This is a genomic window from Pseudomonas sp. MF7453 (assembly GCF_016405455.1).
Classification (GTDB): Bacteria; Pseudomonadota; Gammaproteobacteria; order Pseudomonadales; family Pseudomonadaceae; genus Aquipseudomonas; species Aquipseudomonas paralactis.
This window is the reverse complement of sequence record NZ_JAEKCN010000002.1, coordinates 438,018-451,431: the sequence shown is the minus strand read 5'-3', so window position 1 is coordinate 451,431 and position 13,414 is coordinate 438,018. Positions and strand designations below refer to the sequence as shown.

11 protein-coding genes are annotated in these 13,414 nt (G+C 59.9%); 10 read left to right on the top strand and 1 reads right to left on the bottom strand.

Annotated features, from left to right (window positions below):
* Positions 1–12 precede the first annotated feature (12 nt).
* From gloB to JFT63_RS04255, 8 genes are all read left to right on the top strand, one after another.
* Positions 13–780, top strand: a complete 768-nt coding sequence (gloB, locus tag JFT63_RS04220; RefSeq protein WP_198843533.1) for a hydroxyacylglutathione hydrolase — start codon at positions 13–15, stop codon at positions 778–780.
* Positions 781–878: 98 nt separating this feature from the next.
* Positions 879–2,279, top strand: coding sequence for a transglycosylase SLT domain-containing protein (locus JFT63_RS04225; protein WP_057702834.1), 1,401 nt, complete (start codon positions 879–881; stop codon positions 2,277–2,279).
* A gap of 210 nt (positions 2,280–2,489) precedes the next feature.
* Positions 2,490–4,319 carry an extracellular solute-binding protein gene (locus tag JFT63_RS04230; protein WP_198843534.1) on the top strand — a complete coding sequence of 610 codons (1,830 nt, stop codon included), beginning with the start codon at positions 2,490–2,492 and terminating at the stop codon, positions 4,317–4,319.
* The gene (locus JFT63_RS04235) at positions 4,316–6,154 is read left to right on the top strand and encodes an extracellular solute-binding protein (RefSeq protein ID WP_198843535.1); all 1,839 of its coding nucleotides are present in this window, start codon (positions 4,316–4,318) and stop codon (positions 6,152–6,154) included. The genes JFT63_RS04230 and JFT63_RS04235 overlap by 4 nt, the downstream gene beginning before the upstream one ends.
* Positions 6,155–7,228, top strand: a complete 1,074-nt coding sequence (locus JFT63_RS04240) for a microcin C ABC transporter permease YejB (protein ID WP_057702828.1) — start codon at positions 6,155–6,157, stop codon at positions 7,226–7,228. It begins immediately after the preceding gene.
* A 1-nt stretch (position 7,229) separates the two neighbouring features.
* Positions 7,230–8,249, top strand: a complete 1,020-nt coding sequence (locus JFT63_RS04245; RefSeq protein ID WP_005788757.1) for an ABC transporter permease — start codon at positions 7,230–7,232, stop codon at positions 8,247–8,249.
* A 1-nt stretch (position 8,250) separates the two neighbouring features.
* Complete coding sequence (locus tag JFT63_RS04250; RefSeq protein WP_057702826.1) at positions 8,251–9,852, top strand: ABC transporter ATP-binding protein; 1,602 nt, start codon at positions 8,251–8,253, stop codon at positions 9,850–9,852.
* Positions 9,853–9,929: 77 nt separating this feature from the next.
* Positions 9,930–10,823 carry an AraC family transcriptional regulator gene (locus JFT63_RS04255; RefSeq protein ID WP_198843536.1) on the top strand — a complete coding sequence of 298 codons (894 nt, stop codon included), beginning with the start codon at positions 9,930–9,932 and terminating at the stop codon, positions 10,821–10,823.
* Here JFT63_RS04255 and JFT63_RS04260 read toward each other — a convergent pair.
* Positions 10,765–11,352, bottom strand: a complete 588-nt coding sequence (locus tag JFT63_RS04260) for a LysE family translocator (protein WP_186561550.1) — start codon at positions 11,350–11,352, stop codon at positions 10,765–10,767. The two genes, JFT63_RS04255 and JFT63_RS04260, sit on opposite strands and share 59 nt — an antisense overlap.
* A 172-nt stretch (positions 11,353–11,524) precedes the next feature.
* On the opposite strand from JFT63_RS04260, the gene JFT63_RS04265 reads away from it, so the two are divergent.
* Together JFT63_RS04265 and JFT63_RS04270 are read left to right on the top strand one after the other, a co-directional pair.
* Positions 11,525–12,490: an alpha/beta fold hydrolase gene (locus tag JFT63_RS04265; protein WP_198843537.1), complete on the top strand. Its 966-nt coding sequence runs from the start codon at positions 11,525–11,527 to the stop codon at positions 12,488–12,490.
* 135 nt (positions 12,491–12,625) lie between these two features.
* Positions 12,626–12,982, top strand: a complete 357-nt coding sequence (locus tag JFT63_RS04270; protein ID WP_198843538.1) for an alpha/beta hydrolase — start codon at positions 12,626–12,628, stop codon at positions 12,980–12,982.
* The last annotated feature ends 432 nt before the right edge of the window (positions 12,983–13,414 follow it).

The following is a 13,414-nucleotide window of genomic DNA, read 5'->3' as shown; positions in this document are numbered from 1 at the left end:
GCGAATCGAAGAATGATACAGATCAGTGCCCTACCCGCCTTCACCGACAACTACATCTGGTTGTTACAAGACCCGTCCACCCTGCGCTGCGCTGTGGTCGACCCCGGCGATGCCGCGCCGGTGCTGGCCTGGCTCAAGCACAACACCGAGTGGACCCTCAGCGACATTCTGGTCACCCACCATCACCATGATCATGTGGGCGGCGTCGAGCAACTGAAAAATATCACCGGCGCCAGGGTCTACGGCCCGGCCAACGAAAAGATTCCGGCGCGCGATGAAGCCCTGCAAGACAACGACCGCATCAGCGTACTGGGCTGGGACTTCGACGTGTACGCCGTGCCGGGGCACACGCTGGGGCATATTGCCTTTTATCACCAGGGCGTGTTGTTGTGTGGCGATACGCTGTTCGCTGCCGGTTGCGGTCGCCTGTTCGAGGGCACGCCGGAGCAGATGCATGCCTCCTTGCAGCGCCTGGCCGCCCTGCCTGCCGACACACTTGTGTACTGCACCCATGAATACACACAAAGCAACCTCAAGTTTGCCCAGGCGGTCGAACCGGATAACGCCGATATCGCTGAACGTGTGAAAAATGTCGCCCAACTTCGCTCCCGTGGCGAGATCACGCTGCCTTCGAGCCTGGCCATGGAAAAACTCACAAATCCATTTTTACGCACCGCTGAAACATCCGTTAAACAAAAAGCGGACGAACGGAACGGCCGCGACAACCGCTCTGGGGCCGAGGTGTTTGCTAGCTTGAGGGCCTGGAAAGATAAGTTCTAACAGGATGCAATCTGATACGTAATTTCTGAATGGTTGACCGGAACCAAAGCGCTTTCTAGAATCGCCCGACATTTTTGCCCGGAACTTACTTCCAGCCAATGTCGTCATCTATTCGTAAATCCATTTCTTCAGACGCATTGACCCGCCTGGCTCAAGCCGTGGCGGTGGCCGTTTCCGCAACTCTGGCGGGCTGCCAATCGACTAATTACGCTGCACAATCCACCGTGCAACCCAAACCCAATCTTGCTGCCAAGATTAAGCAAAAACCTATTTGGCTATCAGAGAAGCCCAGCCCCGAAGTGCCCCAGGATGTCTGGGAACGCATGCGTCGGGGCTTTCAATTGCAGGACGGTGTCGGCGTCAACCCACGCATTGAGCAACAGCGCTTGTGGTTCGCCAGCAACCCATCATTTTTGGAAAATGCCGGTGAGCGCGGCAGCCTCTACATTCATTACATCGTCGAACGCCTTGAAGAACGCAACATGCCTCTGGAGCTGGCCCTGCTGCCAGTGATTGAAAGTGCCTACAACCCGATGGCCTATTCGCGCAGCGATGCGGTCGGCTTGTGGCAGTTCATTCCCTCCACCGGGCGCTACTTCAACCTGCGTCAGACCCGCGCCTACGATGGCCGCCGCGACATTACCGCTTCCACCACCGCCGCCCTGGACTATCTGACGCGTCTGCATGACATGTTCAACGGCGACTGGCTGCTGGCTCTGGCGGCCTACAACGCCGGCGAAGGTACGGTCAGCCGGGCGATCGAGCGCAACGAAAAGCTTGGCCTGCCCACCGACTACTGGAACCTGCCCCTGCCCCAGGAAACCAAGGACTACGTGCCCAAGTTCCTGGCCTTGTCCCAGGTGGTTCTGGCGCCCGAGGCTTATGGCGTCAACCTGAACCCGATTGCCAACACACCGTATTTCGAAGTGGTTGAAGTCAAGCAAAGCATGGACCTCTCACGGGTTGCCGCGCTGGCCGAGATCGACGAAGACGAACTGTTCCAGCTCAACCCGGCCTTGAAACAACGTACCACCCTGGACGGCCCCCAGCATTTGCTGGTGCCGACCTCCAAGGCGCAGTTGCTCACCAGCACCCTTTCGACGATGAAGCCGGAAGAGTTGCTGAGTATGCGCCCAAAAAAGCCGGTGTTCGACGAAGTCGAGTCCAAGGCGGTTGCCGGGCGTACCCGCAGCTACAAAGTGCGCAGTGGCGACAACCTTACGCTGATCGCCAAAGCCAACAAGGTCGATGTGCATGACCTGCAGCGCTGGAACAAGCTCAACGGCCAGTCACTCAAGGTCGGCCAGACCCTGGTGATGCAGGACACCCGCAAGGCTGCCGCGAAAAAACCGGTGCAGTACAAGGTAAAAAAAGGCGACTCGTTGTACATGGTCGCCAAGCGTTTCAACGTTGAGATGCAACATCTCAAGCGTTGGAACCCGCGCACGGGCCAGGCGCTGAAGCCGGGGCAAATGCTAGTGGTGTCGGGGCCAAGATAAAGCCCTCAAGAACACCGGAGGCTAATGTGGGAGGGGGCTTGCTCCCGATAGCAGTGGGTCAGTCAGCCTATGTACTGGCTGACATGCCGCTATCGGGAGCAAGCCCCCTCCCACATTGGATCGCCATCGCCCTAACTGGCTTTTTCCAACCGGAACAAGCTGTTACTGTACCGATCATAAAGCCCAAGCCGCCTGGATCGGATCTCTGACTTGAAGCGTCCTCTCCTTCTACTAATAAGTCTGGCCTTGAGCTTTGCTGCGAACGCGACGATTACCGAAAGCCACGGTTACGCGCAGTTCGGCTCACTCAAGTACCCGGCCAAGTTCACCCATTACGATTGGGTAAACCCTGCAGCGCCCAAAGGCGGCACACTGCGGGTCATGGCCTTTGGCACGTTCGACACGCTCAACCCCTATACCTTCAAGGGCACCAGCCCGGTTTCTACCGGCAACTTCCTGCAATACGGCGTCAATGAGCTGAACGAACCCTTAATGGTCGGCACCGGCCAGTACGCGCCGTCAGGGGATGAGCCCACTTCCAGCTATGGCCTGATTGCCCAGTCAGTGGAATACAGCGAAGACCGCAGTTGGGTGGTGTTCAACCTGCGCCCCGAAGCGCGCTTTCACGACGGCAAGCCGATCACCGCCGCAGACGTGGCGTTTTCCTATCGCACCCTGCTGACCGAAGGCCACCCGCAATACCGTACCAACCTGCAGGAAGTGGCCAGGGTCGATATTCTCAACCGCCACCGCATCCGTTTTGTGTTCAAGCGCGCCGGCAACCCATTGCTGATCCTGCGCCTGGGCGAGTTGCCGGTGCTGCCCCTGCACTACTGGAAGAACCGCGACTTCAAGGCCACCACCTTCGAGCCGCCGCTGGGCAGCGGGCCATACCGCATGACCAAAGTCACCCCGGGCCGGCAGTTGGTGTTTGAGCGGGTCAAGGATTACTGGGGCAAGGACCTGCCGGTCAACCGCGGCTTCTACAACTACGATAAGGTCGAGGTGGAGTTCTATCGCGACAGCGACGTGGCTTTTGAAGCCTTCAAGGCCGGTGAATTCGACATTTATATCGAGCATCAAGCCAAGAACTGGGCCACGGGTTACAACTTCCCGGCGGTCAATCGGGGCGATGTGATCAAGGCGCAGATTGCCCACCAGATCCCCACACAGAGCCAGGGTCTGTTCATGAATACCCGGCGGCCCGCCTTCAGCCAGGCCAAGGTCCGCGAAGCCCTGGGGTTGATGTTCGATTTTGAGTGGACCAACCGTACCCTGTTCAGCAGCGCGTATAAGCGTTCGGTGAGCTATTACCCCAACAGTGATTTTTCGGCCACCGGCCTGCCAGTGGGCCATGAATGGCTGATGCTCTCGCCCTACCGCGACCAACTGCCGGCCGCACTGTTTACCCAGCCGTTCAGCCTGCCGCAAACCGACGGTCGCGGCATCCCTCGCGAAACGCTGCGTCGCGCCCTGGCCCTGCTCGGCGAAGCGGGCTGGAAACTGTCGGGGCAACGCCTGCTCGACAAGGATGGGCAACCGCTGCGCCTGGAGATCCTGCTGGTCAATCCGAACCTTGAGCGCATCCTGCAACCTTATGTCGAAAATCTGACCCGTATCGGCATCGACGCCCGCTTGCGCACCGTCGACCGGGCACAGTACAAACAGCGCCTCGATCAATTCGATTTCGACATGATTCTGATGACCCTCAACCAGACCTTGAGCCCCGGTCTTGAGCAGTGGCAGTACTTTCACTCCAGCCAGGCCGCGATCAAGGGCAGCAAGAACTACGCCGGCATCGCCAGCCCGGTGGTCGACCACCTGCTGGATCAACTACTGGCGGCGCAGACCCGCGAACAACAACTGGCCGCCGGCCGTGCCCTGGACCGCGTGCTGCTGTGGCAGCACTACAGCATTCCCAACTGGTACCTCAACTATCATCGCCTGGCGTACCGCAACCGGTTCGCCTTCGTTACCACGCCACCCTATAGCCTGGGCCTGAGTGCGTGGTGGCTGAAAGCTTCGGAGAAAGCCCAATGATGTCTTTGCATACTACCCTGCTCGCCAGCCTGTTGCTGTGCACTGCGGCCCAAGCCGCCCCGCAACACGCGCTGACCCTCTACAACGAGCCGCCCAAGTACCCCGCCGACTTCAAGCATTTCGACTACGTCAACCCCGACGCCCCCAAAGGCGGCACCTTCCGCGAATCGGCCATGGGCGGCTTCGACAGCCTCAACCCCTACATCAGCAAGGGCGTGCCGGCGGATAATCTGCCGTTGATCTACGACACCCTGGCCATGCAAAGCCTGGATGAACCCATCACCGAATACGGGCTGGTGGCCGGCAAGATCGAAAAAGCCCCGGACAACAGCTGGGTACGTTTCTACCTGCGCCCCGAAGCGCGCTTCCACGATGGCCACCCGATGCGCGCCGAAGACGTGGTGTTTACCTTCCAGACCCTGATCAAGGACGGTAACCCGCTCTACCGCAACTACTACGCCGATGTCGACGAAGTGGTGGCCGAAGACCCGTTGCGTGTGTTGTTCAAGTTCAAACGCACCAACAACCGCGAACTGCCGCTGATCCTCGGCCAGTTGCCGGTGCTGCCCAAGCACTGGTGGGCGACTCGCGACTTCTCCAAGGGCAACCTGGAAGCGCCCCTGGGCAGCGGGCCGTACCAGGTGTCGGAGGTCAAGCCTGGACGCATGATTCGCTACGAGCGGGTCAAGGATTATTGGGCCAAGGACCTGCCGGTGAACAAGGGCTTCTACAATTTCGACACCCGCATCACCGATTACTACCGTGACAGCACGGTCTCCCTGGAAGCCTTGAAGGCCGGGCAGTTCGATTACTGGCTGGAATTCAGCGCAAAGAACTGGGCCAATGCCTATAACATCCCGGCGGTGACCCAGGGCCGACTGATCAAGGAAGAGATCCCCAACGGCAACCCCACCGGTATGCAGGGTTTTGTATTCAATATGCGCAAGCCGATGTTCCAGGATGTGCGAGTGCGCAAGGCGATCAGCCTGTTACTGGATTTCGAATGGAGCAACAAGCAGCTGTTCAATGGCGCGTACACACGGACTCGCAGCTATTTCGAAAACTCGGAAATGGCCGCCACCGGTCTACCCGGCCCGGACGAGCTGGCAATCCTTGAGCCGTTGCGCGACAAGATCCCGCCCGAAGTCTTCACCCAGGCTTTCGAACCTTCCAAAACCGATGGCAGCGGCATGATCCGCACCCAGCAGCGTGAGGCTTACCAGCTGTTGCAAGCGGCCGGCTGGAAGATTGTCGATGACAAGATGGTCGACAGCACCGGCAAACCGGTGACTATCGAATTCCTGCTGGCCCAGACCGAGTTCGAACGCATCCTGCTGCCGTTCAAGCGCAACCTGGCCGACTTGGGTATCGACCTGGTGATTCGCCGGGTGGATGTCTCGCAGTTCGTCAACCGCCTGCGCTCACGGGATTTCGACATGCTGGTGGGCAGCTTCCCGCAGTCCACCTCGCCCGGTAACGAGCAGCGCGAATTCTGGAAATCGTCCAGCGCCGACAAGCCCGGCAGCCGCAACTACATGGGCCTCAAGGATCCGGCCGTCGACCAGTTGGTCGAAGCGCTGATCGATGCCGGCTCACGCCAAAGCCTGATTGCCCACGCCAGGGCACTCGATCGCGTACTCCAGTTTGGTTACTACGTGGTGCCCAATTGGCACATCAAAACTTTCCGCGTCGCGTACTGGGACCATTTGGGTCATCCCAAGGTCTCGCCACGCTACGACGTGGGCACGGCCACCTGGTGGGCCAAGCCTGACGTCAAACCGGCGGTATCCCTGGACACGACGCAAAACGCCGATGCGGCGAGCGGAGGCGATTAAATGCTGGCCTATATTGTTCGCCGCCTGTTGCTGATCATCCCCACGCTGTTCGGGATTTTGCTGATCAACTTTGTGATCATCCAGGCCGCCCCCGGCGGGCCGGTGGAGCAGATGATCGCCAAGCTGGAAGGCTTCGAGGGTGCCACCAGCCGCATTGCCGGGGGCGGAGCCGAAGTTGCGGTGGCCGGTTCCAGCTACCGCGGGGCTCAGGGCCTGGACCCGGCGCTGATCAAGGAAATCGAAAAGATGTACGGCTTCGACAAATCGGCGCCGGAACGCTTGTGGATTATGGTCAAGAACTACGCCCGGCTGGATTTCGGCGACAGCTTTTTCCGTGACGCCAAGGTCATCGACCTGATCAAGGAAAAGATGCCGGTGTCCATCTCCCTGGGATTATGGAGCACCCTGATCATGTACCTGGTGTCGATCCCGCTGGGGATCGCCAAGGCCACGCGACACGGCAGTCACTTCGATGTGTGGACCAGCTCGGCCATCATCGTCGGCTATGCGATTCCGGCATTCCTGTTTGCGATCCTGCTGATCGTGGTGTTTGCCGGCGGCAGTTACCTGGACTGGTTCCCTCTGCGCGGGCTGACCTCCAACAACTTCGATGAGTTGAGCACCGGCGGCAAGATCCTCGATTACTTCTGGCACTTGGCCTTGCCCGTCACCGCACTGGTGATCGGTAACTTCGCGACCATGACCCTGCTGACCAAAAACAGCTTTCTCGACGAGATCAACAAGCAATACGTGGTCACCGCCAAGGCCAAAGGGCTGACCAACCACCGCGTGCTTTACGGCCACGTGTTTCGCAATGCGATGCTGCTGGTGATCGCCGGCTTCCCTTCCGCCTTCATCGGTATCTTCTTTACCGGCTCATTGCTGGTGGAAGTGATCTTCTCCCTCGACGGCCTGGGCCTGATGAGCTTTGAAGCAGCCATCAACCGCGACTACCCGGTGGTATTCGGCACGCTGTTTATCTTCACCCTGCTGGGGCTGATCGTAAAACTGATCGGTGACCTCACCTATACCCTGGTCGATCCTCGTATCGACTTCGCCAGCCGGGAGCATTGAGATGAATTTGTCCCCCCTCAATCGCCGCCGGTTCGAGCGGTTCAAGGCCAACAAACGTGGCTGGTGGTCGCTGTGGCTGTTCCTGATCCTGTTCGGGCTGAGCCTGGGCGCAGAGCTGATCGCCAACGACAAACCCCTGGCCGTGCATTACGACGGCGACTGGTATTTCCCGGCGCTCAAGCGCTACCCGGAGACCACCTTCGGCGGCGAATTCCCTCTGGAAGCCAACTACAAGAGCCCGTACATCCAGGAGCTGCTCAAGGCCAAGGACGCCTGGACCTTGTGGGCGCCGATCCCGTTCAGCTACCAGAGCATCAACTACGACCTGAAGGTACCCGCCCCCGCGCCCCCTTCAAGCGTTAACCTGCTGGGCACCGATGACCAGGGCCGAGACGTGCTGGCGCGGGTGATCTACGGTTTTCGGGTGTCGGTGCTGTTTGCCCTGACCCTGACCGTGCTCAGCTCGATCATCGGCGTGATTGCCGGCGCGTTGCAGGGGTTCTATGGCGGCTGGGTCGACCTGGCCGGGCAGCGCTTTCTGGAGATCTGGTCGGGGCTGCCGGTGCTCTACCTGCTGATCATCCTCGCCAGCTTCGTGCAACCCAACTTCTGGTGGCTGTTGGGGATCATGCTGCTGTTTTCCTGGATGAGCCTGGTGGATGTGGTGCGCGCCGAGTTCCTGCGCGGGCGAAACCTTGAATACGTGCGTGCAGCGCGGGCGCTGGGTATGCAGAACGGCGCGATCATGTTCCGCCATATCCTGCCCAATGCGATGGTCTCGACCATGACCTTTTTGCCGTTCATCCTCACCGGCGCCATCGGCACCCTCACTGCCCTGGATTTCCTTGGCTTTGGCCTGCCGGCGGGCTCACCGTCGCTGGGTGAACTAGTGGCCCAGGGCAAATCCAACCTGCAAGCGCCGTGGCTGGGCATGAGTGCCTTTGCGGTGCTGGCGATCATGTTGAGCCTGCTGGTGTTTATCGGCGAGTCCGCTCGCGATGCGTTCGACCCGAGGAAATGAGATGAATCCGGACAATCTGATCGAAATCCGCGACCTCAGTGTCGAGTTCGTCACCGGTGAACATCACCACCGCGTGGTCAACCAGGTGAGTTTTGACATCAAGCGGGGTGAAACCCTGGCACTCGTCGGCGAAAGCGGCTCCGGAAAATCGGTGACGGCGCACTCGATTCTGCGGCTGCTGCCCTACCCGTTGGCGCGGCACCCGTCCGGCACTATCGAATACGCCGGGCAAGACCTGCTGACCCTTAAAGAAAAGACCCTGCGGCATATTCGCGGCAACCGCATTGCGATGATCTTCCAGGAGCCGATGACTTCCTTGAATCCGCTGCACTCGATCGAAAAACAGATCAATGAAGTGCTCGGGCTGCATAAGGGCCTGACCGGCAAGGTCGCCACCCGGCGCACCCTGGAATTGCTGGAGCTGGTGGGTATCCCCGAACCGCACAAACGCCTCAAGGCGCTGCCCCACGAATTGTCCGGCGGCCAGCGCCAGCGTGTGATGATCGCCATGGCCTTGGCCAATGAGCCGGAGTTGCTGATCGCCGATGAGCCGACCACAGCGCTGGACGTTACCGTGCAGTTGAAGATCCTGGAATTGCTCAAGGAGTTGCAGGCGCGGCTGGGCATGGCGCTGTTGCTGATCAGCCACGACCTCAACCTGGTGCGACGCATCGCCCATCGCGTGTGTGTGATGCAGCAAGGTTGCATCGTGGAGCAGGCCGAGTGCGAGACACTGTTCCAGTCGCCCCAGCATCCCTATACCCAGGAATTATTGGCGGCGGAGCCCAGCGGCGGCCCGGCCGGCAACGAGGTCGGGCCACCGCTGCTGGAAGTGGATGACCTGAAAGTCTGGTTCCCGATCAAGAAGGGCTTTTTGCGCAACACCGTGGATTACGTCAAGGCGGTGGACGGCATCAACTTCAGCCTGCCCCAGGGGCAGACGCTTGGCATCGTCGGTGAAAGCGGCTCGGGCAAGTCCACCCTGGGCCTGGCGATTTTGCGCCTGATCGGCAGCAAGGGCGGGATTCGCTTCGAAGGCCAGCAGCTGGACAGGCTTACCCAGCAACAGGTGCGCCCGTTGCGCCGGGAAATGCAGGTGGTGTTCCAGGACCCGTTCGGCAGCTTGAGCCCGCGCATGTGTGTCAGCGAAATCGTCGGCGAGGGCTTGCGTATCCACAAGATGGGCACGCCTGACGAGCAGGAAGCAGCGATTATCGCGGCGCTCAAGGAGGTGGGTCTGGACCCCGACTCCCGCCACCGCTACCCCCACGAATTCTCCGGTGGCCAACGTCAACGCATCGCCATCGCCCGCGCCCTGGTGCTCAAGCCGCGCCTGATCCTGCTGGACGAACCCACCTCGGCCCTGGACCGCACGGTACAACGCCAGGTGGTTGAATTGCTGCGCGGGTTGCAGGCCAAGTACAACCTGACCTACCTGTTTATCAGCCATGACCTGGCGGTGGTGAAGGCGCTCAGTCACCAACTGATGGTGGTCAAGCAAGGGCAGGTGGTGGAGCAAGGCGATGCGAAGGCCATTTTTGCCGACCCACAACATGCCTACACTCGCCAGTTGCTCAAGGCCGCCTTTTTGGTACCGGCCTGACGTCACATTGAGGCTGACGCCACTGGCGGTGTGTGTAAAGATCAGCCCTCGATCTCTCAAGGGATGGAACCACCGCCATGTCGCTGAACACCCCTGCCCGCCCCGCTCAGGCGCCTTGTTTCTGGCGCGACGAACGCTTGCCGTTTATCGAGGCGCGCACCATTGCCGACGGACGCAAGGTTACCTACACCCGGCACGCCCACGAGCACTTTTCCATCGGCGCGATTACCTGCGGGCGCAGTTATTACCACTACGGCACACAGACGTTCGAGATCAGCGCAGGCACCGTGGTGCTGATGAACCCCGGCGACGTACATGCCTGTAACCCTATCCGCAATGAGCACTGGTCCTACCATATGCTCTACCTCGATAGCCCCTGGCTGACCGACCTGCAGCACCAGTTGGGTTTCAGCACCGACCAGGGTTACCGCCCGTTCAACACCCCACATACCCGGGACACCTCGCTGTACAGCGGCTTATTGGCGTTGTACCGACTGCTGGTGGATGAGCAGGCCGAACTGCTGCACAAACAGAGCGCGCTGGTAGGTTACTTCAGCGAAGTTCAGCAGCGCTTGAACCCGTCGCTTACGCCGGTACGGGAGGTCAATCACAAGCTGGAGCGCGCTGCGGATTTCATCCGTGAACACTGCACCGAGGCGTTGAAACTGGAGGATATTTGCCTGGCGGCCGAGCTGTCGCCGTCGTACCTGATTCGCGCGTTCAAGCAATATTACGGGCTGACACCCCATGCCTTCCTGGTCAATCACCGTATCCAGTTCGCCCGCGCTCGATTGCGCGACGGCGAACTGATTGCCGATGTCGCCCTGGCCGCAGGCTTTGCCGACCAGGCGCACTTCCAGCGCACGTTCAAACAACACTTTGCCGCCACGCCCGGGCAGTACCGCGAGAACCTCAAGCCATCAGCAAATAACCCACACTGGCCACCAGCAACCCGGCCATGGAGCGGTTAAACAGGCGCACGCCCTGCGGGTTGTTCAAGTAGCGACGCAAAAACGTCCCCGCGTACGCCCAGCACGCCACCGACAGGTAGCAAATCACCAGGTAAAGCGCCGCAAACAGCCACACTTGCCTGGCATCGCCATCGGCCACGAACAAGCCCATGCCCGCGACACAGGCCAGCCAGGCTTTGGGGTTGAGCCATTGCATGATCGCGCCGTACAGCATCGATGGCGCGCTAGCTGCACCTTCGGCGTCCAGACGACCGTCATCCATCGCCAGTTTCCAAGCCATGTACAACAGGAAAGCCACCCCGCCCCACTGGATCAGCTGGGTCAGTATTGGCCAGCGCACCAGTACTTCATGCAGCCCCAGGCCGATCAATACCAGCAGTAACGTGAAGCCGACTGCCGCGCCGAACACATGTTTCTGGCTGGCGGCAAAGCCAAAACGTGCGCCGCTGCTCAAGGCGACCACATTGACCGGTCCAGGGGTGATGGAGGTGGCCAGGGCGAAAGCGGCCATGGAAATGATCAAGCTCATTGCAGTCCCTCTTGTTATGTCAAACACAGGTGACATCACGGTAAAGGCTCAGACACTGCGGATATTGAACAAAATGCCCCTTGGTGAACATTTGTGGTGATTCTGTAAAGGCGTGATTCCAGGCCACCTATCTCGGTTAAGGTAGGCGCCCTTTGGCCCTGACTCACTCTTCATGTCAACACTCAAGCACCTGCTGGTACTGCTGCCGCTGATCCTCATGTCCCAGTCTGCCCACGCCCAACCCGACGCTGTGCGCTGGCAGCCGTGCACCGACAGCCCGTTCGACAATTGGTTTGACGCTGAGCCACCAGAGGATCTGCTGTGCGGCTATGTTGAGGCGCCTTTGGGATATTCGGGCAACGCCAAGGCGGACAAGGTACGGCTGGCGCTGACCCGCTTGCCTGCCACTGGCGCCAAACAGGGCAGCGTAGTGGTGATCAGCGGCGGGCCGGGGCTGCCCGGCATCAACCCCTTCCTGGCCGATGACGACACCGTGGCCAGGCTCACGCGGTCCTACGACATTATCGGCTACGACCCGCGAGGCGTGGGGCAGTCAACACCGAAGATTTCCTGTGCCTTGCCCCAGCGTGACGAAAAAATGGTCATCGACGAAAACGACGTTGGCGCCTTGGAAGCCCAGGCCCGCAAAACCCTGGCCGCCTGCATCGAACATACCGGCGCAAAGGTCTTGCAGCACATGGGTACCGACGACGCGGTCAATGACCTTGATGTAATCCGGGCTGCGTTGGGCGAACCCGGTTTAACCGCAGTGGCCTACTCCTACGGCACCCAGGTCGCGGCGCTGTATGCCGAACGCTTTGCAGCGCACACCCGTGCATTGGTGCTGGACGGTGTGGTGGACCTTTCAGAGGACGATTACACCCAGCTACTGAATCAGGCTCGCGGCTACCAGCAAACCTTCAAACGCTTTGCAGCGTACTGCGCAAAAAACCGTGACTGCCCTTTACCGCCCGATGAGGCGGGAGCGACCAAGGCGTTTCATCAATTGTTACGCCAGGTATACGACACAGCCTTGATCACGCCCGATGGGGACGAAGTGACCGCCGACGACCTATTGACCACCACTCAAGCGCTGCTGCTGTGGTCCGACCGCTGGCCCGAGCTGATGGCTTTGTAGCACAAGGCCAACGACGGGATCGCCGATGAACAGGTAGCCGGGCTGATTGACGAGAACGTCGGGGAAGATGCCGATGATGCCCTGAGCGTAATCTCTTGTGCAGACGTCGCAATCCCCGGTCGCGATGTCCAGTTATTGCGCAAGCAGAGACAGGCGATTCGAGAGGCCTCGCCCTTCACCAATTACCTGGCTGTGCAACAGTCGGGCTTGGAACTGTGCGACCTGTGGCCATGGCGCGGCACACTTTCAGCCCACGTGCCAGTGGCCGCACCGAACCTGCCTCCGTTGTTGTTTGTCGGCCAGCAATTCGATCCGACCACGCCCTACATCAACGCGCGGCAGATGGCGAAATGGTTTAAAAGCCCACTGGTCACCCGTGAGGGAGACGGGCACACCCTGGTGCTCAACGGCATCGACCGCTGCGTGGACGAGGCTGTCGTCGACTATCTGCTGGCGCCTCATGAAACAAGACCGGACAAGACCTGCCGCTAGCCAAATGCACAAGTCGGCACCTCGCCCAGATCGATGCGTCCCTATAATCATGGGTACCTACACAACTTTGCAGTCGCCAACAGTAACCACGATGCGAAGCGAGCCGCTCTTGATCTTGATCTGCTTTTGATCTCAGGCGCCCCGTCAAACCACGCTGGCCGGAATTCGACAGGGATTTGGGGGGTAAACCGGCAGGGATGCCGGTTTAGCCGCCCCGCGCCATGGATGGCGCGTGGCGGCGGCCCCCCAAATCCATGGCGGATTACGGGCACACCGAGCCTAGGCGAGGTGCCGAGTGGTGGGGCAAGAGCCCTTTGGTTACTTTGGGGCTCTTTTCCAAAGTGACCCGCTGTAAAAGCGGAACCCATAGCAGCCATTACCCAAATAACGGATATATACTCGGTCTAATCCAACATCCTGGCCGGCTATCAG